The sequence below is a fragment of the Fibrobacter sp. UWH1 genome, assembly GCF_002210365.1.
GTDB lineage: Bacteria > Fibrobacterota > Fibrobacteria > Fibrobacterales > Fibrobacteraceae > Fibrobacter.
Genome location: NZ_MWQG01000001.1, coordinates 205,680 through 226,284, shown reverse-complemented (window position 1 = coordinate 226,284; position 20,605 = coordinate 205,680). Strand labels below are relative to the sequence as shown.

At 50.2% G+C, this 20,605-nt stretch carries 19 protein-coding genes; 11 read left to right on the top strand and 8 right to left on the bottom strand.

Annotated features, from left to right (window positions below; all coding sequences use genetic code 11):
• Window position 1 precedes the first annotated feature (1 nt).
• The 4 genes from B7992_RS00905 to B7992_RS00890 are packed head-to-tail and all read right to left on the bottom strand — an operon-like array spanning window position 2 to window position 3,945.
• The gene (locus B7992_RS00905; RefSeq protein WP_073157171.1) at window positions 2-628 is read right to left on the bottom strand and encodes a hypothetical protein; all 627 of its coding nucleotides are present in this window, start codon (window positions 626-628) and stop codon (window positions 2-4) included.
• Between the two features lies 1 nt (window position 629).
• On the bottom strand, window positions 630-1,955 hold the full coding sequence (locus B7992_RS00900; RefSeq protein ID WP_141100330.1) for a hypothetical protein: 1,326 nt from the start codon (window positions 1,953-1,955) through the stop codon (window positions 630-632).
• Entirely contained in the window at window positions 1,955-3,241 is a 1,287-nt protein-coding gene (locus tag B7992_RS00895; protein WP_088665388.1) for a hypothetical protein, read from the bottom strand. Before B7992_RS00895 ends, B7992_RS00900 begins: the two co-directional genes overlap by 1 nt.
• Entirely contained in the window at window positions 3,238-3,945 is a 708-nt protein-coding gene (locus tag B7992_RS00890) for a hypothetical protein (RefSeq protein WP_088665387.1), read from the bottom strand. The genes B7992_RS00895 and B7992_RS00890 overlap by 4 nt, the downstream gene beginning before the upstream one ends.
• 36 nt (window positions 3,946-3,981) lie before the next feature.
• Between B7992_RS00890 and xseB the strand changes: the two genes are divergently transcribed.
• The 6 genes from xseB (at window position 3,982) to B7992_RS00860 (ending at window position 8,145) form a co-directional block, all read left to right on the top strand.
• Complete coding sequence (gene xseB, locus B7992_RS00885) at window positions 3,982-4,194, top strand: exodeoxyribonuclease VII small subunit (protein WP_073157160.1); 213 nt, start codon at window positions 3,982-3,984, stop codon at window positions 4,192-4,194.
• A gap of 3 nt (window positions 4,195-4,197) precedes the next feature.
• Entirely contained in the window at window positions 4,198-5,019 is an 822-nt protein-coding gene (locus B7992_RS00880; protein ID WP_073157157.1) for an ABC transporter ATP-binding protein, read from the top strand.
• 10 nt (window positions 5,020-5,029) lie between these two features.
• Complete coding sequence (locus tag B7992_RS00875; RefSeq protein ID WP_088665386.1) at window positions 5,030-6,271, top strand: class I SAM-dependent RNA methyltransferase; 1,242 nt, start codon at window positions 5,030-5,032, stop codon at window positions 6,269-6,271.
• A gap of 65 nt (window positions 6,272-6,336) precedes the next feature.
• Window positions 6,337-6,774, top strand: a complete 438-nt coding sequence (locus tag B7992_RS00870) for a hypothetical protein (protein ID WP_083539634.1) — start codon at window positions 6,337-6,339, stop codon at window positions 6,772-6,774.
• A gap of 4 nt (window positions 6,775-6,778) precedes the next feature.
• Window positions 6,779-7,714: a hypothetical protein gene (locus tag B7992_RS00865; RefSeq protein ID WP_073157149.1), complete on the top strand. Its 936-nt coding sequence runs from the start codon at window positions 6,779-6,781 to the stop codon at window positions 7,712-7,714.
• Window positions 7,714-8,145 carry a hypothetical protein gene (locus B7992_RS00860; protein WP_073157146.1) on the top strand — a complete coding sequence of 144 codons (432 nt, stop codon included), beginning with the start codon at window positions 7,714-7,716 and terminating at the stop codon, window positions 8,143-8,145. The genes B7992_RS00865 and B7992_RS00860 overlap by 1 nt, the downstream gene beginning before the upstream one ends.
• Window positions 8,146-8,197: 52 nt before the next feature.
• Here the strand turns inward: B7992_RS00860 and B7992_RS00855 are convergent, their stop codons facing one another.
• Window positions 8,198-11,689, bottom strand: coding sequence for a PD40 domain-containing protein (locus B7992_RS00855; protein ID WP_088665385.1), 3,492 nt, complete (start codon window positions 11,687-11,689; stop codon window positions 8,198-8,200).
• Window positions 11,690-11,854: 165 nt separating this feature from the next.
• Window positions 11,855-13,906 (bottom strand): cellulase family glycosylhydrolase, encoded by a 2,052-nt coding sequence (locus B7992_RS00850; protein ID WP_073235606.1) that lies wholly within the window; start codon window positions 13,904-13,906, stop codon window positions 11,855-11,857.
• Window positions 13,907-14,050: 144 nt separating this feature from the next.
• Between B7992_RS00850 and B7992_RS00845 the strand changes: the two genes are divergently transcribed.
• Both B7992_RS00845 and B7992_RS00840 read left to right on the top strand, forming a co-directional pair.
• Window positions 14,051-15,466, top strand: a complete 1,416-nt coding sequence (locus B7992_RS00845; protein ID WP_088665384.1) for a nitroreductase family protein — start codon at window positions 14,051-14,053, stop codon at window positions 15,464-15,466.
• A 6-nt stretch (window positions 15,467-15,472) separates the two neighbouring features.
• On the top strand, window positions 15,473-16,432 hold the full coding sequence (locus B7992_RS00840; RefSeq protein WP_088665383.1) for a tripartite tricarboxylate transporter TctB family protein: 960 nt from the start codon (window positions 15,473-15,475) through the stop codon (window positions 16,430-16,432).
• Window positions 16,433-16,448: 16 nt separating this feature from the next.
• Here B7992_RS00840 and B7992_RS00835 read toward each other — a convergent pair whose 3' ends face one another.
• Entirely contained in the window at window positions 16,449-17,141 is a 693-nt protein-coding gene (locus B7992_RS00835) for an LrgB family protein (RefSeq protein ID WP_088665382.1), read from the bottom strand.
• Window positions 17,138-17,548 carry a CidA/LrgA family protein gene (locus tag B7992_RS00830; protein ID WP_088665381.1) on the bottom strand — a complete coding sequence of 137 codons (411 nt, stop codon included), beginning with the start codon at window positions 17,546-17,548 and terminating at the stop codon, window positions 17,138-17,140. The genes B7992_RS00835 and B7992_RS00830 overlap by 4 nt, the downstream gene beginning before the upstream one ends.
• Before the next feature lie 196 nt (window positions 17,549-17,744).
• On the opposite strand from B7992_RS00830, the gene fmt reads away from it, so the two are divergent.
• Genes fmt through B7992_RS00815 form a run of 3 tightly spaced genes read left to right on the top strand, consistent with a single transcriptional unit; the run spans window position 17,745 to window position 20,602 of the window.
• Window positions 17,745-18,671, top strand: a complete 927-nt coding sequence (gene fmt, locus B7992_RS00825) for a methionyl-tRNA formyltransferase (RefSeq protein WP_088665380.1) — start codon at window positions 17,745-17,747, stop codon at window positions 18,669-18,671.
• An 8-nt stretch (window positions 18,672-18,679) separates the two neighbouring features.
• Window positions 18,680-19,981, top strand: coding sequence for a transcription antitermination factor NusB (locus B7992_RS00820; protein WP_073283832.1), 1,302 nt, complete (start codon window positions 18,680-18,682; stop codon window positions 19,979-19,981).
• 15 nt (window positions 19,982-19,996) lie between these two features.
• Complete coding sequence (locus B7992_RS00815; protein ID WP_073235626.1) at window positions 19,997-20,602, top strand: hypothetical protein; 606 nt, start codon at window positions 19,997-19,999, stop codon at window positions 20,600-20,602.
• Window positions 20,603-20,605: the final 3 nt, after the last annotated feature.

The window sequence follows — 20,605 nt, the reverse complement described above, 5'->3', positions numbered from 1 at the left end:
CCTAGAACGAAAGGATGAATCCTAAGGTGAGCAGAGTGGCGCCTGTTGCGAGGCCTGCGATAGTTGTCTTGCGTGCGGTTTTTGCCTTGTCTCTGGAATCACGGAAGTCCTGTTTTGCATTTTCATAGGACTGTGAATGTATCCGAGTTTTTTCTAGAGTCTTCTTGGCATCTTCGGCGCGGGATATCTGGTAATAGGTGACAGCACCTGCAATTCCGCTAACGAATAGGGGGATTGCCGAGCCGATCATCATCTTGTATCCGAAACTGCGACGACCCCTCTTGGCGACAATGTCGTTTTGTTCCTTGATCAGATTGTCGTCATAGGTGGGGTGCAGGGATACGATCAGGTAGGAAGTGTCTTTTGGAGAAAGTGTAACTCGGATGGTGGTGTCGGTGAATTCCGGACGGAACAGGTGCAGTAAAACTTCTCCCATGAGAGCTTGTTCTTCGGATACGCTGACAAATGCTGATGAAACATAGTCGGGCTTATCTGCAAGGTCTGGCCTGGAGGTGCCGATATAGATATCTGCATTGCTGGGGATTGTAGATACATGCAAAAGCTTTTGAGCATGAGCTCCAGTAAACAATGCCAGAATGACGAGTAGGGTCGAGAGTATGGTTTTCATCTTAGAACCCCTCCCTAAGGAATGGCCCGCTAATGACGACCTGTTCGTTGATGTTTTCTAGAACCCAGTATGTATTTGGGAACGGATTGTTGGCGTAGTCTTCGCCTTCGATAACAATGGAACAGGAATATTTACAGGGGTTTGGTATGGCGAGTAGGGAATTCCGGAAACTGTAGGTTAGATTGTCTGACCCTGATGTGACCCGAATCTTTGCGGGATTTACTCCAGAACCCATATCGATGACGTTGAAGTAGATTGTGTCTGAATGGGCTGCGCTAGTTTTGTTTGGTGCCAGTTGCGGAGGAATATCATCCGTAAAGTAAATGGTGCTTGCCGTAATGGCTGTACTCTTGGGAATGTCTACTTCTTGCTTGTTTGCTGTGTATTCCGGTCTGCTAATGTCGCGGGCGTAAATGTGTAGACCTGTCTGGGCCTCCACGGGAACCTGAATTTCGGAGTGAGATTCACTATTCGTAACGACTTGCAAGGTGTCGCCTGCAGCATTGGTCAGGATGATTTCTGTGTTGACCGTCTGATCGTAGGGGAAACCCCTATAGATGACCGGAATGGTCAATAGGGATTGCTCTTCGGTTTTAGTGGTAAAACTAAAGACATCTGTAGTTGTCGTATAGCCCTTGCCTGCATCGTTTGTGACGAGCATGCTGACGGCCCAGTAGACCGTGTTACTTGGAAGGTCTTCGTTTACGATGCCTTTGAGGCTGATATTGTTGTTGCAGTCTGTGGTGCCTAGGGAACTGGTCCAGATGTCATCCTTTTCATCGCTGGCGTAAATGGTGCAGTAAGCTGTTTCCCATGGATCCAGCCCCTCGGTCTTCCAGCGGAGGGGAATGCCCTTTTCGTTGTTTCGTTCTACTTGGTTATAACCGTTAGCGGGATATTCCAGCTGAATTCTATTGGGTGTGTTGACTAGAACTTCAAAATGAGTGCGAACGGTGTCTCCGTATAGGTCTACTGTTTCAAGGAATCCTTTTTTTATTCCGGATGAAGTGAAGGCGTATTGGAACGATTCTATGTTGAAGAACTGACCGTCAAGTTCCCAAAGCAGACTGGCGTATAGAGAACTAGCCTCGTTGACGGGTTCGTCGTTGAGGGTGTACCCTGCATAAAACTTGTAGGTCTGGTTTGCTTCCAGATAGATGGTGTCGCCGATGACGTAGTGGGAACGGTTGTCGTTCGATAAACTTGCTCCCGATGGTAGCACGTACACCTGTTGGCTAAGAACGTTCTCTGGTTCTCCGATAAGGGCATCGCTGCCACATGCGACCAGCATACAGGCGAGAAGCGGTAAGAAGGATAGCTTTCTCATTATGGATCCTCTCTGTATGTTTTGTCGGAGTACAGATAAAAGTACCGAGTGCTCTTGTTTCCGCTCTGATCGTAAACTTCAATGGATAGAATTCGGTAGGTCCATGTGCTGGAGATGGGCATTATCACCTTAAGGGTGTCTCTACTAATGTTGTAATCCAGGATGATGTTTCCGTCAAGCTTTGCAGAACTTGTGGAAAGTACGACGTTGCCTCCGCCATCCTTTAAGATGAAATTCAAGGTGTCCTGGAGGAGGAGGGTATCTTTATTGTCGATGGAAGAAATTGTTGGGGGCGTGATGTCGGCGAACTGCAGCGAATCAAGGCTGTATACCTGATTTTCCTTAAGGGAAATTTCCCTTATAATTGGCTGTAAGTCGGGAGTGTCGCTGGCAGATACGATGAATGTTATTTTGCCTGGGGTGATTGGCTTGATGTAGAATCTTCCTGCGGAATCGGCGTGAAATTCCTTTGCCCTGTACAGAGTGTCGCCGGAATTGCTGATAATCGTGACTTGGATAGATTGGGGAATCTGTTTAGACGGGGGAATGACCGTAGCGAGAATTCCACTTTCGTTCGAAAGGCCGGCGGTATAGAACTCACCCTCGATGGATTGCGAGGATTTCATATCCAGTTCGTTGTAGGCCGATACAGACCAAGTGTATTTGGTGAGCGGAGCAAGGCCTTTGTGGTAGCTGAAAGTCGATGAACTTAGGATTGTGTCCAGAATGATGCCGTTGTCTTTTTGGGATGTCGGGAAGGCTTCTTTTAAGACGAAGTGGTAATATGTATCCCAGTATCGGTCTTGTTCTGTGGTGTACCAGGAAAAGTTGATGTCTTCGTTGGGTGGAATTTCCTGGGTGCTGTTTGCCGGAATGATTTTTTTCAAGTTCAGTGTGGGAGGAATGGCTGCATAGAGGGTGATTGTGTCGCTGATGGTATCGCCAAAGAAGTCTACCAGGACGAATGCGACTTTATGCAGGCCGGGTGTCTTGACTGAAGCCTTGAAACTATACTCTGTGGCAAAGGGTGTTCCGTCAAGGGTCCAGAAGATATCCTGGCTGCGAATGGCTTTAGATGGATATACAGAAGACAGAAAAATCAGGGAATCGTTGGGGGCGACAGTGTCGTTCTTGATTCGAACGGAAGTTTCGTCAAAGGTCTGTGTGATGAAGGCGTCTACCCGGACTTCCTGGTGGTCGCGTTCGTCAAAAATATAATTGTCGGAATCGGTGCAGGCGACAATTGCGATTGCAATAAGGGCGGTGAGGAGGGAGGCTATTTTCACTGTTTACCTCCGGAAGATTCTTTAACGTAGAACGTCCTTATGGAAGTGGTATCGCTATCGCCCAGGGGATCGGTCACAATGACTCGGAAAGAGTGCTTGCCCTTTGCAAGTCCCGATTGCCTGATTTCATTGAGTTCACCCACTGCATAATTTGTGTGGTCGATTGTAATCACATGTTCCAGCAGCTGGTTCCTGTCGTTGTCGCTACTGCTCCACTTGAAAAGAAAGGCGGTGTGGCTATCCCCGATTAGAGTGTCTCCGTCGGAGGGAAAGGTTGTCTCGCTCAACATAGGGGGTGCATTGATAATAATTGTGAATTCCCTCTCGATGGAATTGCCGTCTTGATCGTGAATGACGACCTTGTTCGGGATGCGGTTAGGATTTGTCTGCCCTGCTAGGGCATTTTTTGAGGATATGGGGAATGTCCGTCCACTATCAATAAGTTCCTGATCGTTATACCAGTAGTAGGAAACATCATCTTTATACTTGCTGGGTCGAACCTTTGCAATTAGAGCCGAGGACTCATTGGAATTGATTTTTCGAAGGGTGGAGTCCTGCTTGCCGAATTGTTCTACGACGACAGACGCGCCTGTGATGACCGAAGAGGTGCTTGGGGCGTCGGGAATGTCTAGGCATGCGACAAGAAGTGCTCCCATGAGGATGGCGGCACCTGCGTTAAATAGGGCGAAAAGTAGTTTTCCCATACAAAACATTTTAGCAAATCTTCTATATTCCTGTTTATGAGTGAAGAAAATTTTGAGTACAAAAATGCCATGGATCGTCTGGAGTCCATTTTGGAACGGATTGACAATTCCGAAATGGAAATTGACGAATTGGCTGGCCAGGTTCAGGAAGCGACAGAACTGTTGCGCAAGTGCCGCCAGATTCTCCTGAAAACCGAACAAAATGTACAAGAGGCTTTGGCTAGCCTCGATGGCGAAGTGGAAAAATAACAGATGTCTGAATCTGCTAATGGAATCCCGTCTTCTATCCCCGCCCTGGAGGTGGATGGCCTGACTGTAAAGTTCCCCATTCGCGGGGGCGTTCTGAGCAAGGTCCAGAGCTACTTTACGGCTGTGGATCATGTCAGCTTTACCTTACCCCAGGGAAAGATCCTTTCTATTGTGGGGGAGTCGGGCTGTGGAAAGTCTACCCTTGTAAAGGCCCTTGTGGGCCTGAATCCCATTGCTTCCGGAAGTTTCAAGGTCTTTGGCCAGGAAGGGGGCCGTGCCGCAGGTGGCAAGGGACTCCGCATTTCGGACGTGATGCAGATGGTTTTCCAGGATCCCTTTAGCAGTCTCAATCCGAGGCAGACCGTTTCTGAAATTTTGACCGCGCCGGTGGTGGCTCGGGGAGCATCCTTTGAAGAAGCCGAGAAGCGGGCTCGTGAACTGTTAGACCGCGTGTCGATTCCCAATGGAGCCCTGGACAAGTTCCCTCATGAATTTTCCGGTGGCCAGCGACAGCGCCTGTGCATCGCCCGCAGTCTGATGGTGCAGCCTAAAATTTTGCTTTGCGACGAAGTGACAAGCGCCCTTGACGTTTCTGTGCAGGCGCAGATTCTGCATTTGTTGAATGACCTGCGAAATGACCTGGGGCTTTCCATCGTGTTCATCAGTCATGATATGCAGGTGGTCCGTGCGTTAAGTGACGAAGTCCTGGTCATGTACTTTGGCAAGGTGGTTGAACGTGGCGACGCCGACGTTGTCTTGACCAATCCCCAGGATGATTATACGAAAAAATTGCTGGCTAGTGTGCCTACCATCAAGCGAACCTAGAATTTGATTTATGGCTAATTTCCGTAGAAAAACAGAATCCCGCGAAACCCGCTTTTATGAACTGCGGATCGAAAAAATGGTTCAGGGTGGCGATGGCATGGCCCGTTTGCCCGATGGCCGAATTTGCTTTGTGCAGGGAGCCCTGCCTGGGGAATTGTGCAAGGTTCTGCTAACCTTTTCCAAGAAAGATTTTACCCGCGGAAAGGCTATCGAAATCATAGAGGAATCTCCAGATCGCGTAAAGCCGTTTTGCCCCCATTATGGCAAGTGCGGCGGATGTAGCCTGCAGCACCTGGATGCATCAAGGCAGATTGAATATATGGAACGTGTGGAACGGGAAAACTTTAAGCGCCTGGCTCATACGGAACTGCCTGCCGATTTTAGAATTCACTTTGGTAAACCTTGGGAATATCGCAATCGTGCCCGCGTAGTTTATTGCGGCGACCGCGGCAAGGGCGAAAGAGGAGCTTTCGGTTTCCGCGGTCAGGAAAGCAACGATGTGGTGCCTTTCAAGAAGTGCCCTGTACTGACACCTGCCCTGAATGAATTCCTGAACGGTGCCGGCCGGGAACTTTGTGCCGCTAACCGCGATGCCCGCGAACTGAACATCTTTGATAACGGTGCGGGCGAAGTCAGCTATTTCTATCGCGGTATGCCCAAGTCCGATTTTGAAAAGAATGCGGTCAGCGTGGTGGATATTTGCGGCAAGAAAATCAAGTCCGATGCGTCGGTGTTTTTCCAGAGTAATTTAGGATTGTTGCCGGAACTGGTGGAAAGCGTTCGTAAGGCTGTGGAGGCTGGTATCGCCTCCGGAGAATCCAGCGATGAATGGCTGATTGACCTGTTCAGCGGCGTAGGCTTCTTTGCCGCCCTTTTGCAGGACAAGTTTAAACGCGTGACGACGGTGGAACGTGAAGACGGTTGCCTTAAGCATGCCAAGGTGAATCTGGCGGGTACCGCCAACTGCGAAAATGTTTCTGCCCCTGCCGAAGACTGGCTGGCCAACCATGTGGTGGATGTTCCTGCTACGCTTATTGTGGACCCTCCTAGAACAGGACTTCCCAAGGAGGCGCTGGAGGCCATTATTGCCAGTTCCGTAAACCGTCTGATTTATGTTTCCTGCGACCCCGTCACCTTAGCCCGTGATTATGCCAAGTTTGCTGTGGCAGGGTTCAGCTTGAAGCAGGCGGAAGGTTTTGCCTTCTACCCACAGACTCCCCATATGGAAATGATGTTTGTACTGTCCCGCTAAAATTTTTATTACACAATTAGATGTTCCATTTTTGCTACTTTACCTATAGTAAGAAAAGAGGTGTTATGAAAAAGTTGTTCCTTGCCATGATGGCTTTCGCTCTTGCAATTTTTGCCGGATGCACTACCGAAGAACCTTCCATTGTCTGTGGCCGTGACTGGAATGCCGGCTCCATGGTTGTTGCCGATACGACCAGTGAATTTGATTTGGCCGACCAGATGGTAGTGCAGTTCAAGTATGGCAAGAACTTCGACTTTACCAACTTGAAGGTTGCCTTTTACGAAGGTTCTACGGCTCAGAAGGGTGCCGAAATCTGGTCTCGCGATGTAAAGGTTACCGAAAAGATGGGTGTGTATACCTTGCAGGGTAAGTCTAGACATGGTGGCATGATGCTGGCCCGCGAAATGTGCAAGCATCGCAAACCCGGTTCAGTCATGATCGAGTTTAGCGCCGATGGCCGAGTGCTTGCTACCAAGGATATTCAACTTGTAAAGACCCGCTAATTTTATGAAGAAGAGTAATTTGATCCTGGCGGGTTCCGCCATTGCCTTGAGTGCAGCCCTGGTGGCTTGCGGTGATTTTCCCGTGACCATGAACTATACGCTTTCGGAACCGGTTAAAATGGAAATGATTGCCGAAAGCTATATCACCACTCTCGATGAAAAGGGTGACGAACGCGTTGGTACTCATACCTTGACCAATGTGAAAATTCAGTATTCAACATCGGGCGATACCACCAAGGTCCATAGGGATTACGTCATCGACAATTCCAGTGGCTACCTGAAGAACTATTACCCGACGGCTCTGGCCTGGCGTGCAAAGTCTGTGGACTTGGCTGCCATCGATCGCAAGGTCGTTAGCATTGACGGTCTGAACGAAGGCTACGATAGCATTGTGACGAAACTGCCCATGCCCAAGCTGTGGCACGAACAGTTGCTGAATCCTGAATTTAAGCCTCACCTGGCCCGTGCCGAAAAGCACCGCTGGGAAATGGATCACCTGCTGGTGGGTGAAATTCCTGCCAAGGGAAACATCACGCAAAAGCTGAAGGATGAAGGCCGATTGAATTTCGCCTTGATCCAGGTTGATTCTGTGGTTGTCCGCGGTTTTGAAAATCGCGACCATCGTCGCTGCCTGGATTATGTGGTTTACTTGCAGGAAACGGAAAGCTTCCCCTATTTCATTTGGGAACAGCATGTCAATTCCAAGATCGTAGACGAAAAGTTCAAGAAGTATAACAAGGGCCTTAAGGCTGAATACCAGACCCGCTACGAAATCATGATTGACCCCAAGACCGGTATCCCCTGCCTTTCTCATGAAACCAAGGTCGGTACCCATACCATGGTGAATCCGGAAACTCGCGATACGGTGACCTTCACCAGCCATATTACCGTGGAACGTATGTTCAATACCATAAAGCCTGGCGAAGAGGGTAACGAGTAATGCGTCGCTTGGTTCCTGCAGCTTTTGTCGCGGCCTTGTTGGCTGGTTGTGCTAGCCATCCCTCGCCTCAGCAGACGATGGTAGACGACCGCCACCTGGTTTACGTGGATATGTATAAGGCCTATAGAAAGGCTGAAGAAGACTATCTGAACTTGCTGTTCAATATCGAACGCATGCCGGAGGAAGAAGAACTCTGGATGATGAAACGCGAAAAGATGCTGGAACTGAATCAGCTGAAAGAATTTATGCTGAATGCCCGCCAGGAACTGGATGAAGCCATGCGACTGTGGGAAATGCATTTGTTGGATGTTCAGGCTGATTTGAAACAGGCTCAGTTAAAGGCCTTTAATCCCAACTTCAAGGGAGAGGATGCCCAAAGGACAAGTCCGGGACAGTTATTGCCTAACGAGGCCAATCAAATTCACAAGTAATTTAAAAAGACCTTCGCTGATGCGGAGGTCTTTCTGCTATTGTGGGTATTGGCTACTGCCAAGTGTTGAGGAAGCCCATGCCAACCGCAAACTTGATTCGGGTGGGGGCGATGCATTCGGGAATGATGGGCAAGTCGATAGGATTCAGCTTGCGGCCTCCCTCTAGATTTTCGTCTTCACCGATGCGACTGAGGCCGCGGGCGAATGTCAGGCTGATATCCAGGGGAATGCTATAGAACAGCTTGTTGCTCCAGCGGAAACTCAGGCCTACGTCGCGATCCCAGAATTTGCCCTTGGTCATTTTGTGAGGATCGAACCATCTGCCGTTCCATGCTGCACCAATCTGGGCGAACAAGTCGAAGTAGAAATCGCGGGTGCTGAAGATCCATGCAGACTTGCGCCAGTCGCTGTAGATGGGGAACAGGTAGTGGACTTCGGCCATGGCGGTTCTGGTGCCTGCCAGGGTATAGTCTTCGGAACTGCGGAGGTAGGGGTAACCTTCCAGGAATAGCGGGAGATAATAGTAGGTGTCCAGGGTGTCTTCCTTGGTGTCGGTATGCCATTTGAAGATCCCGTTGATTTTTCCGCCTGCTGCAAGGCGGGCTCCTGTCCAGGGACTCTGCAGACTTCCGTAGAGATCGATGCCCACCTGGTTCAGGGTGAAGTTCCTGTACTTGGGGGTAATCTTGCCAGAGGCGTCGACGGTAAAGCTTTCGGAGAATGTTCCCGGACGATACAAATCCGAGTTGGACGTCTGATAGTAAAGGAACAGACCATTGCCTTGTCCGTCAATTCCGGTGCCGCCTTCGCTATGGTCGCCATAGAGGCCAAGGGCGAATAAGGCGGTAACGCGCTTTTGGTAAGTCCAGTCAAAGTTGTCTTCGTAAAGGTTGAAGTTGGCCCAGTCGTAACTGAGGGCGAATTGCAACGTGTCGATGGTCTTGAAAATGCTGTAGCCTGCGGCACCCATAACGGATTGCATGGGGACTGCATAATGGGTGGTGCCGATTGAATCTCCATAGGCTCGAGGATCTTCGTAGCGGATGGTGTCCATGCTGGTGTAGTTGGCGTAGGAGTAGGCGAGACTCAAATCAATGGGTGTGCTGCGGTTTTCCCAGGAAATGAAGAATTCCTTTTCTTGCCTGGGGTTTAGACCGCTTCCGTTGATGTAGTCAAAGCCGGAACCTATTTCCAGCAAGAGTCCCATCTGGATGGTGTTCTTCTTGAGAGGGTCAGTGAGAAGTACTGCCAGACCGGCCTTGGCCTTGACTTGGCCGTCTCCAAAGACTGTTAGGTCCGGAGCGTTTTCCGAGAAGGCTACCATGGGAACAAACAGGGGAACTGACGGAATTGGCTTATAGTCTTCTTCGATGCCTGCAAATTCCAATTCCTGGAAATCAATTGCCTTGACCACGCGCTGTAAGGGGGCTCCCTTGAGAACAATTTCCTTGGAACCTTCGTGGGAGGTAATGGTTCTGGTGGTGTCTGCGATTTTTATGATGGAGTCGCGGAGGGCGATGGAGGGCTGCGGTGTGCAGGGTGCCACGGAGTCTGCGACGGTAGAATCGGTGAGGGCGGTGTCGCCACTTGTTGTGTCAGCGTTGCAGACGCTCCAGGTTGTATCTGCAATCTGGATGGTGGAATCTCGTTGGGTAACGCTAACTGTTGTGTCTGAAGATGTGGGAACAAAAATGCTGTAGGCCAACTTATACAGGGAGAATCCGTCCTTGTCGTAGTTGGTATAGTACAGTGTATCCCCTGCCAGGGTCGGAGTGAATGCGCCACCAACTACGTTGGTCAGGGCGTGCTCTACGCCGGTATTGATGTTCTTCTCTATAAGGTTGAAGATTCCGTTTCTGTTGCTGGAGAAAACAATCTTTTCGTTGTTCAGCCAGTTTACGTCACGTTCGTCAAATTTCGTGTTACTGATAATCTTGAAGTTCTTTCCGTCGGAGTCCAGCAGGGCGATGCCGCGGGTTTCGTTATCGAAGAAGCCGAAAGCAATCTTCTTTCCGTCGGGGCTGAATTTCGGACTATAGATGTTATAGTACCGGAGGCTGGAATCAGGAACGTACAAGTCTACTGGTTCTTCCGTTTCGTAATCCTTAAGATCCTTGGGGAAGGAAACCTTACTCAGGACGAAGCGTGTGCTGAAGGGTTCGCGACGGACAAAAGCGATGGTTGTACCTTGAGGATCGATTGCAGGATATACTGCATCTGTCAGGTAGGATACCGTGATTTCATTCTTGTTGGTGTCGGCTACGGCGATGTCGAAATGGGCGTGGCCATCCTTGTCGCGGTTCTGGTAGGTGACGTAGGCTAGCATAGGTCCGCGGATGGAATCTTCGTAGACGTCGATGCCCTTATCCAGCCATGCCTTTTTCAGTTTGAATCCTGTCTTTGCGAAATCGGATATGTCGATGGTGCTGTCTGCGCCTTCGATGTCCACTTCTCCAATTTCCACTTTTACGTTGGCGGTATCTACGGCGGAACTATCCTTGTTTGCTTCGGTGCTGTCCTTTTCCTCTTCGAGAGGCATCTTGAACAGGCCGCCATCAAACCATGCGCCGCCAAAGTTGGAAACGCCGTAGAGGTGCTTGCCTGCTACGATGGGAAAGTCATTCCAGAAAGCGTCTTCGGTAAGCTTGGTGCCTTCGACCAGTTTTCCCAGGGAGTCTTTCTGTGCGGTGTAAGCTTCTGTGATTTCCTTTTTCCAGGCGTCGTAAAGTTCCTGCTCGCTAATGCCAAGAACGTTTCTGATGGCACCATCCAGGGTCATGCGCTGGTATTTAGAAAGGTTTTCCCAGATTTTTGGGACTGCGTCTTCACCGTAATGCTTGTCGATGTAGCGGACCAGGGCGAATCCCTGAGTGTAGGGGCCCAATTCCGCAAAGAGGGAATTGTCCGAAAAGTCGTGCATGTATTCCAGGCTGAGCAGACTGTCGTTCAGGGCGGCCACGCGGAGGAGCATGTCACGGTGGGTGTCCCATCCGTCAAAGCCCATGCGGCTGGATTCATATTGTGCCGTACCTTCGGCAAGCCAGAGGGGCTGCAGGGTGAAGGGCAGCAGGCTGGCGAAATCGCTGGTGGTGCGTTCGTTGTAATAGTCGGTGTAGCTGAGCTGAAGGCCGTATACGTGGGGGTTAAACTTGCTTCCGCTTTCGATACTGACCAAGTGGCTGAATTCGTGGGTCACCACGTCGGTGAGCCAGCCATGGGAACTGCGAACCTTAAAGTCCCAGTTGGTGAGCCACAGGTTCAGTGCGTTTTCGCTGGGGATGGCGCTGCCGTTACTGTAGAGGGCGTTGTTCAGTGTGACGTTGACGCGGCCGGGCAGGTCGTGGTAACGACCGACGACGCTGTCGTAGACAGCCTCGGCGTAAGCCGATGCCTTGGCCGCGTGATCGGTGTATTCTGCGGGATAATGGAATTGGAAGTGCTGTGTTCCTGCAGTCTTCCATTTGATATCGCTCTGGTTGCCGTAAAAACCTGCGGCCATGACCGTCGCCGAAAAGAGGGCTACGGAACCTACCAGCTTTTTCACAAGTCTCGTTTTATGTATGCGTTTTTTTATCAGCTTTTTCAAAATAAAAATCCAAATTATCTATTCCTCTAAAATCTATAAAAATTAGGGGTCGTAAATACCAAAAGACCGTCCCATAAGAGACGGTCTTTCGTGTTTAGGAGGAGAATGAATTTCTAGATCGAATTACTTGCCGAAGTAGGCTTCCTTCATGCCGTCGATCAGCTTGGTGCCCTGCTGAGAACCTGCTGCGGATTCGAAGAGAGCGAACTGACCGGTGTAACCCCAGTGCTGCAGCGGAATTTCAAGTTCTTCGCTGATTTCGCGGAGGGCGGTCATGTAGTTCAGCACGGACTGTGCGTCGGCACCGGTATTCAGTGCACCGAATTCGTTGATGATCACCGGAACGTTGTTCTTTACAGCCCAATTCTTGGCGGGGAGGACAACGCTCATGATGAATTCCTTGCTGCCGCGCTTGTAGTAATTCTTGATGTTGGACTTGATATAGCTTACGGTGGACTTGGTTACGCCGAAGTCTGCAGAGTATTCGCTCCACTTTTCCTTGTCGTAGGGGAACATCAGGTTCTTGATGGTCTTGGTGTCGCTCCAGCTTGCACCCTGGTGGGTGAATTCAAACGGATCGTAAGTGTGAACGGCGTAGATGATCTTGTCGTCGTTCAGCGGTTCTCCCTTGGCAAGGTTGCTGATGGAGTACCATTCTGCATCGCCGAAGACCAACATGTGGTTCTTGTCGACGGTACGGATGGAGTCGATGATTTCCTGTGCAGCCTTGCGCCAGGAGGCGGAAGTGACTGCGCCGTTGGACATATCCGGTTCGTTCAAAAGTTCGAAGAAGATGCTTTCGCGGCTGTTGCTTGCATAGTGCTGGGCCACATGCTTCCAGACGTTTGCCATCATGGTTACGTACTGGGGATCGGCTGCGGTTTCCTTGTTGTAGCCGTTGTCGTATTCATGGTAGTCGATAACGAAGGACATGCCAGCCTTTTCAGTCCAGGTGGCGAAGGAATCCAGAACGGCGAAGAGGTTCTTGTCGTCAAATTCCAGGGCGGCGGCCTTACCGGCAACGACGTCGTCGCGGTTGGTGGCGTAAGCATCCAGGTCAATGGGGAGGCGCAGAGCCTTGATTCCATTTTCGGCCATCAGCTTGATGTCGCTTTCGTCAAACTTGAACTTGCCATTGAAGGTGTAATTTGCATCTTCGAGCCAGTTGGTAATGTTGATGCCCTTGTCCAGCAACTGCATTGCCTTTGCCTGCAGCGGGTTGCTGATGGTGATGTCGCCAATGACGTTTTCCGGGAATTCAGGATCCTTGATGGTCATGTCGGCCACGTCCTTAGCCACTTCGCTGGTGTCCTGCAGGTACAGGTTGTCGATAAGAACGGAGTCCATTCTTGCCTTACCCTTGGCCTGGAAGCTGATCTTTTCGATATGGGCTGCGTTGAATTCAACCTTTTCGCCCCAGCCACCCTGAGTCAGGTCCTTGAAGCGGACTTCCACCTTCTTCCACACACGGGATGCCTTGACAGTTGCAAGATGTACGTCGTAGTCTTCAACGTCAGAGATTTCTACATGGATTTCATGAGCGTCACCCTTGAACCAGTAGGTAACTCCGCCGTATTTGGTAAAATCCATGTCGTCGCTGGCGATATAGACGCCCCAGCCTACATACGGATCATATTCGTAACCACCCTTGTCCAGGTTATAGTAGACTGCAAAGGCGTAATCAGTGCCGTTGTCGGAACGACGTGCCTTGGGGTAGCCGTTATCGTCTACCGGGGTAAGGATGGTGGAATTGCCCTTGTTGTCCTTGTCGCTATAGGTGTACCAGCCTGCTTCGTTAATCAGGGCCACGCCGTCACCGTCTTCGAAGTCATCCACCAGGAGGCCGATGCCGGTTTCTGCGGGGATGTTGATGGCCGGAGTAATCTCGGTGGCTTCTTCAGGAATGGTCAACACGAACTCTTCAGTGGTGTCTGAGGGAACGACGGTGGTGTCGCCCGGAACAACAGGAACAGTCGTAGTGTCAACGGGGGTTTCCCCTGCCGGCAAAGTGTCTACAGGCGTGGTGTTGCCGGTTCCGCTAGTGGTGTCTGCAGGGAGAACTGCAGGATCGTCGGAATTGGCACCGGAAGAAGAACTGTCACCGCAAGCAGTTGCCATGAGGGCGAAGGTGGCTGCTGCAGAGAGTGTTGCCAGAGATTTCAGCTTAAGATTCATTTTATCCTCGTAAAGAGTTTTTGATGAAATTAGACATTGTATTTCCGATGTAAAAATATAATTGGAGGGGGCTTTTTTGCCCTTTTAAAAAGAATAAAGAATCAAAACTGTAGTTAATGTTTTTATATTGTTTTATGTTTCCTAATGTTTTACACAGAGTATTATCACCAGTCCATACAGAAGACGTCTAAAAAGGCGGCTGGTGCTGCAGCGTTACATTGGGAACGTCAGAAGATTTCTGACCGTCGGTATTCCGGTTGCAATCGTATTGATGTTCACGAAGGGGAGGTTCCCTCTTTCGGTTATGTTTCGTCTGATGGGATGGAACAAGTTGGCGTATATGTGGTGCTTCGGGGGCGCAATTTCCCCGATGGCATTTATGCCTATGATGCTGATGGCCGTAGCGGTGCTCCCAATGTGGCGGGACAGCTGGTAAAAATCGGCGGAAAAGATGAAATGAAACGTCTGGCCGAGGCGTTCCCCCATAAGGATTTTTTGCTGGACACTCCGATTCTGTATCTGTTTACTGGAATTTTGGAACGATCCGTGTGTCGTTTCAAGGAAGGGGCTTACTCTCGAATTCTGCAAGATGTGGGTGCCTGTGTGGGAAGCGTGATGCTGCATGCCAAGGCCAAGGGGGCGAAGGTTTTCCCCTTGGGCGGTTTTGTGGATGACCAGGTGGCTGTTTCCCTGAAACTCCCTTCTACGGAAGTGCCTCTGGCGGGCCTTGCGGTGTTTCCGGAGTATAGCGAACTGGCTTACGATTCCATTGACGATGGTGTTGGGGAGTCGGCATACTCCAATCGCAGCGAGGCGGATCCCTTGTTGATGGCGGCGGAGCCTGGTGCCAGTTTTGATGCGGGTTGTGTAAGTGCCTCTAGCCGTTACCCGTCCCGATTTATGCGCCAGAATCGTGGAGAGTGCATTGAAGATTTGAGCAAGTGCATCCGTGTGCGTCGCCTTGCTACGCAAGCCCTGCCTGGGGATGAGTTTCCCTTGACTCCTGCAAGATATGACAGCAAACTTTATGGTCAAGTGGTGAATGATCTTGGGAAGGTTCCGCAGAGGCGAATTCCCTTTAAGCGAACTTCCTTTGACCTGGATGAATTTTCCAGTATGTTGCGCTGGCTGGAACAGGGCAAAATCAACTTGTTTGGCGCAGGCCTGTTAAAAATCTGGATTGTGGTTTTTGACGTGATGTTCGTGTTCCCCGGCGTGTACCGCTATGTGCCTGTACGCAAGTCTATTTACATGCAGGGCGGAGTGGTGGCGGCAAAGAAATTCGTCAAGTGTCATGTTGTTCCCGAAGAGGTTGAAAATGCGGCCTTTGCCGTGGTGCTTACTGCCGACCTGAAGGAAGCCTGCAACTTGCTGGGCGAACGTGCCTACCGCTATTTGAATTTAAACGCTGGGTATATAGCGCAGTCCTTGCATCTGTCTGGCCGCGTTTTGAACAAGACTGTTCGCGGTGAACATTTCTTCTACGAAAACGATTTGAAAAAACTCTGCAACCTGCCGGACGGCGAAAGCGTCATCTCTGAAATTCTCGTGGGAAAGTAGGCTTAAATGTTGGGTTGTTTTCTGTACGAATTTCAAGATGCCAAATTGGTGTGCTTTGATTTAGCCTTGGCTTTGGTTATAAGCATTCCTCTGTGGCTGGGATTCTTGTTTTCCTTTATGAATTCCCAGACCCGCTTTAAGAAACTGGGTGCTGTTCTTTGGTCAATATTGACGGCCTTTGTTTTGGGAACTGTTGCTTGGGCTGTCTTTAGAGCCCAGTACATTGATGTTTTTGATCTGTGGAAGAACATAACTCCCGTGATTTGCTTTGCTGCCATAGTACCGGTCTTTTTGGCGACAAGTGCGTTTGGTCGAGTGTTTAAACGAAAGAAAAAACTCCATTGGCTTGTTTTTCCCGTATCATTCGTTGTTTCCTTTGCGTTGGTTGTTGTTTTTGGCTGGGCGTTGTTGGCTGAGGAGTATGGCTCATATTCCGAGTCTGTGATTTCAAAGGAAGAAATGGAACAATCGGAAGGATTTGATTTTGAAATTAGACTTGGCCGAGGATCCTATTATGATGATATTAGTCTGAAAATTAGAGGAAAAGTTGATTCTGTTTACTATCAAGTCAAGTATGACCTGTGTCCCTATGTTCTAGACAACAAGGATTTTATTGCGAAATATACGGAACCTCTAGAGAATGTTGCTACTCCCTGGACTTTGTTGGATAAGGAAAAATCTTCCATAGCATTTGAGTTAAGAAAATCCATGATGACCTATGAAAGTGAATGGACTACGGTAATGGTTTTGGATGGATATTGCATCGGTTTGGGAATAAATGATTTTCAGAAGAAAAAATCGCGTCATTTTAGTTTCTGTAATGCGGATATTTCAAATGTGCCTAAGGCCTACGCTATGGAAAAAATGGCAAATAGTCTTTGGCCTGCTCGCGAGACTTATACGAAATATTCCTACGAACAAGCGGAAAAGGCTTGCCGAGAAAGTCAGAATTATACGGGCGAATAATTTAATCAACGGGCGGTTACCCGATTAACTTCAACAGCAACGGAGCGACGACGGCGGTGAAGATACCGGCGATGCCGATAGCCAGGGAACTCATGGCGCCTTGAGTTTCTCCGATTTCCATGGCGCGGGTGGTGCCTAGGGCATGGCTTGCTGTACCGATGGCGATACCTTGGGCCACCTTGTGCTTAATGTGGAAGAACTTGCAAACTACGGAAGCGGTGACGGCACCGGTAATTCCCGTAATCACGATGGAAATAATGGTAATGCTGGGAATGCCGCCAATCTGTTCGGAAACTACGGAGCCCATGGGAATGGTAATGGACTTGGGGACCAATGAAAGCATTAAAGTGCTGCTAAGGCCTACCAATTTAGAGGTTGCCACCACACAACAAATGGAGGTGAGGCTACCGACGGCGATGCCTGCCAAAATCGGGAGCCAGTGCTTTTTCAAGTTGCCCAACTGCCTATAGAGTGGAACTGCCAGCACAACGGTTGCGGGGCCCAGCAGAATAGAAATGTAGTCGCCGCCAATTTTGTAACTGTCGTAGCTGATTCCCGTAATCATCAGGAATCCCACAATGAGAATGAGGCCGATGAGCAGCGGGTTCAAGATGGAGTACTTGAATTTCTTGTTCAGGGCAACGCCGGCCTCGAAGGCTGCCAGGGTCAGGAAAATTCCAAACAGGGGCGAGTTGATGATGGTGTTCATTTCTTCCCCCTGGTGGCTTGCTTCATTTCTTCATCTTCAAGCTGTTCGATGTTCTGTCGCTTTTCTTGACGGCCAATGAGAAACTGCGTGGTAAGGCCGGTGGCTGCCAAGCTGATGAGCGTCAGCACAATGCAAAGAAGGAGTAGGGTGGGCCACTGGCTAAGAATGTCGTCGCCAACGGTCATAATGGCGATGCTTGGCGGCAAGAAGAAAAGTGCCAGATGGTTCAAGAAGAAACTGGAAACGCCGGAAATCTGTTCCGGTTTAAGAATTTTAGTACAAAGTAATATAAGGAGCAGAACCATGCCGAGAATGTTGCCCGGGATAGGGATGCCAACCACTCGGTTCAGAAATTCGCCTGCCAGGCAAATGGCGAAAATTACGGCAATTTGAAGAGGTATTCTCATAGCGATGCCAAATATAGCAATGAGGTGCGAGGTATGAGGTCGCATCCTTCGGATGCTCTGAGGTATGGGGCCGTTCATGCCTATGGCATTCACTTTGGGGTGTCTTTTTTTTGCTGAACACCTCCAAGGGCGCAAATGCGCCCGACCTCACTCCTCAAAGCGAAGCGACCTCACACCTTTTTCTACATTGTCTTCTATGAAAATCGTTTTTATGGGTACGCCGGAATTTGCGGCTTGTTTCTTGAAGCACTTGAAAGAAAGTGACTTCGCTGATGTAGTTGGTGTTGTAACTCAGCCGGATCGCCCCGCTGGTCGTGGCCGCGTGCTGACTCCTCCGCCTGTGAAGAGCCTGGCTCTGGAATATGGCCTGCCGGTTTTGCAGCCTACTGATTTGAAGGCTCCGGAATTTGAAGAAGAACTCCGCGCCTTTGGTGCAGATCTTTTTGTGGTGGTGGCTTACTCCATCCTGCCCAAGAACATCCTGGGTGTAGCAAAGTTTGGCGCAGTGAACGTTCACGGCAGCATGTTGCCTAAGTATCGTGGAGCCGCTCCTGTGCAGCGCGCCATTGCCGACGGCCTGCCTGCTACTGGCGTTACCGTTTTCCGCCTGGACGAAAAGATGGACCACGGTCCTATTCTTGCCCAGCGCGAAATCATTATCGACCATCAGGACACTACCGCCTCCTTGCTGGAAAAGATGGTGGCTCCCGGTTGCGAAGCTCTGGACGATGCTATCAACCAGCTCATTACCGGTACCGAAAAGGATTTGACCCAGGATCACGCCCAGGCATCTGGTGCTCCCAAGCTGAAGAAGGAAGAAGGTCTCATTGACTTCAACCTGCCGGCTCGCGTCATTCACAACCGCATTCGCGCTTTCAATCCGTGGCCCGGTGGATATGGCAAGCTGGGTGGCCGCATGGTTTACCTCCGCGTCACCGACACTCCCGAAAACGGCCCCAGCCTGACTCCGGGCGCAGTGGCCTTCAAGGACAAACGTTTCTATGTGGGTACCGGTGAAGGTCTTCTGGAAGTGATTGAAATTCAGGCAGAAGGCAAGAAGCCTATGCCGGTGGCTGACTTTATGCGTGGCATCCAGAATCATGATGGACTTTCCTTTTGCTAGAGGCTAAGATGGACGCGGTACAAGGCCAGAAATATGTGGATCCCCTGAAGGAACGTAAGGACGCCTACCGCGTTCTTTTGCAGTGGCAGAGGGATGGTGCTTTCATCAAGGAAGGTGGACTTTCTCCTTTTGCCATGGAACTTGCCTTGGGCGTGTGCCGCAGGTATTTGTACTTGCTGTACGTCATCAAGCATTTGACCAAGCGCATGCCTTCTGAAGAAGCGGGTACCATTATCGCAATGGGCCTTGTGCAGATGTTGTACATGAACGTCCCTGATTACGCCGCCATTGCCACAAGTGCTGACCTTGCAAAAGCTGTTGGCCTTGGGGATGGAACCGCCAGCCTTGTAAACGGAGTTCTTCGCGGAGCCCGTCGCAACGGCTTGCCGGAACTGCCTCCTCAGCGAGTCCGTAAGGTTTCCATCGAAAACTCTGTGCCTGAATGGTTGGTACGTCGCTGGTTTGATATTTACGGTGGCGACCGCGCCGAAGAAATTGCCCGCACTACTTTGGCCCGCCCTGCAGAATGGCTTCGCGTAAACCTGCAGAAGACTAACGCTCCCAAGTTGGCTCAGAAGCTTGGCTTCGAGAACGCCTCTATCCTGTATGACCGTTTTATCGAGGTTCCCGAAAATGCGAAGCTGAAAGCGGTTCTGGAATCGGACTCTTTCGTCAAGGGTGAATTCAGTCTGCAGAATCCTTCCGCATACGAAGTGGTTAAACTGCTGGATCTTAAGTCGGGTTTAAAAGTCTGGGATGCCTGTGCCGCCCCCGGTGGCAAGTCCGCCCTCATGGCCGAAATGGACCCCAGTCTGGATATTCTCGCCAGCGATGTTTCTGAAAACCGTATGGCGAAAATGCAGGATTTGGCAAAGCGTCTGGGCCTTGCCAACATTAAGACATCCTGCATCGATGTTCTTTCTCTGAAGTCTGCTGAGGCTACAAAGAATATTGGCGGTTCCACCCGATTGGCTTCTGCCTATGATCGAATTCTTTTGGATGTTCCCTGCAGCAACATGGGCGTTCTTGCCCGCCGCCCCGAAGTGGTGTACCGTTTGAGCCCTCAATCCTTTAAGGAATTGGCTGAACTGCAGTACAGCATTCTTGAAGCTGCTGCCACCCGCCTTGCTGTTGGCGGTCGCCTGGTGTACGCCACCTGTAGCCCCGATCCGTTGGAAACCACCCAGGTGGTGAATCGCTTCGTGAAGGCTCATCCTGAATTTGTGAAGGTTGGAGACCCTGTGCTTCCTGCCAATAAGGATTCCCGCTTTGACGGTTTCTTTGCCCAGGCTCTTGTAAAGAACCCGTAGACCTAACGAGGTTTTATGAAAAAGATCTTCTTGTTGTTGGCTCTTGCGGTGTCTATGGCTTTGTCCCAGACCCCAGCAGACTTGGTTCAGAACCCCACAGACGTAGCTTTCTCCAAGGCCTACCTGGCTATTGAAGGTGGTGAAGTTTACCCTTGGGGTTCCTTGGCCGATGCTGTACAGAATACCTATTATGCAGGAATCAGTTTCCGCTATACCTACTGGGATAACGTAGACGGTATCGTCATGTTTAACTATTCCTATTTCAAGCCTCGCCCCGATGACATCTCCTTTGACGGTGCTCATCAGTTTACAGGTCGCCTGGGCTTGGATTGGAAGTGGTCCAAGATTCGCCCCATTGTCCTGGGAGCGGGTTTCGCCTGCAATTGGGTTCGCGCTGACCTGGATGATGGTGTGGACAAGGATGAACTTTACAGAAAACCGGGTGGCACCCTGGGGGATAACGAAACCGAATTCGGCTGGTACGGACGCTTTAGTGTTCCGCTGTGGAAATACCAAAAGTTCAATGTCGGTTTGAATGTTATCTACGAAGAAATTTGGACCTTGCCTCGTCGATCTGACGTTCTGACTGTCGGTATTTATGTTGAAAGGAGTCTCTGGTAATGA

Coding starts and splice junctions, on each gene's coding strand:
- B7992_RS00905 (WP_073157171.1), bottom strand. CDS start 628: ATGAAAACCATACTCTCGACCCTACTCGTCATTCTGGCATTGTTTACT.
- B7992_RS00900 (WP_141100330.1), bottom strand. CDS start 1,955: ATGAGAAAGCTATCCTTCTTACCGCTTCTCGCCTGTATGCTGGTCGCA.
- B7992_RS00890 (WP_088665387.1), bottom strand. CDS start 3,945: ATGGGAAAACTACTTTTCGCCCTATTTAACGCAGGTGCCGCCATCCTC.
- xseB (WP_073157160.1), top strand. CDS start 3,982: ATGAGTGAAGAAAATTTTGAGTACAAAAATGCCATGGATCGTCTGGAG.
- B7992_RS00880 (WP_073157157.1), top strand. CDS start 4,198: ATGTCTGAATCTGCTAATGGAATCCCGTCTTCTATCCCCGCCCTGGAG.
- B7992_RS00875 (WP_088665386.1), top strand. CDS start 5,030: ATGGCTAATTTCCGTAGAAAAACAGAATCCCGCGAAACCCGCTTTTAT.
- B7992_RS00870 (WP_083539634.1), top strand. CDS start 6,337: ATGAAAAAGTTGTTCCTTGCCATGATGGCTTTCGCTCTTGCAATTTTT.
- B7992_RS00865 (WP_073157149.1), top strand. CDS start 6,779: ATGAAGAAGAGTAATTTGATCCTGGCGGGTTCCGCCATTGCCTTGAGT.
- B7992_RS00860 (WP_073157146.1), top strand. CDS start 7,714: ATGCGTCGCTTGGTTCCTGCAGCTTTTGTCGCGGCCTTGTTGGCTGGT.
- B7992_RS00850 (WP_073235606.1), bottom strand. CDS start 13,906: ATGAATCTTAAGCTGAAATCTCTGGCAACACTCTCTGCAGCAGCCACC.
- B7992_RS00845 (WP_088665384.1), top strand. CDS start 14,051: ATGTTTTACACAGAGTATTATCACCAGTCCATACAGAAGACGTCTAAA.
- B7992_RS00840 (WP_088665383.1), top strand. CDS start 15,473: ATGTTGGGTTGTTTTCTGTACGAATTTCAAGATGCCAAATTGGTGTGC.
- B7992_RS00835 (WP_088665382.1), bottom strand. CDS start 17,141: ATGAACACCATCATCAACTCGCCCCTGTTTGGAATTTTCCTGACCCTG.
- B7992_RS00830 (WP_088665381.1), bottom strand. CDS start 17,548: ATGAGAATACCTCTTCAAATTGCCGTAATTTTCGCCATTTGCCTGGCA.
- fmt (WP_088665380.1), top strand. CDS start 17,745: ATGAAAATCGTTTTTATGGGTACGCCGGAATTTGCGGCTTGTTTCTTG.
- B7992_RS00820 (WP_073283832.1), top strand. CDS start 18,680: ATGGACGCGGTACAAGGCCAGAAATATGTGGATCCCCTGAAGGAACGT.
- B7992_RS00815 (WP_073235626.1), top strand. CDS start 19,997: ATGAAAAAGATCTTCTTGTTGTTGGCTCTTGCGGTGTCTATGGCTTTG.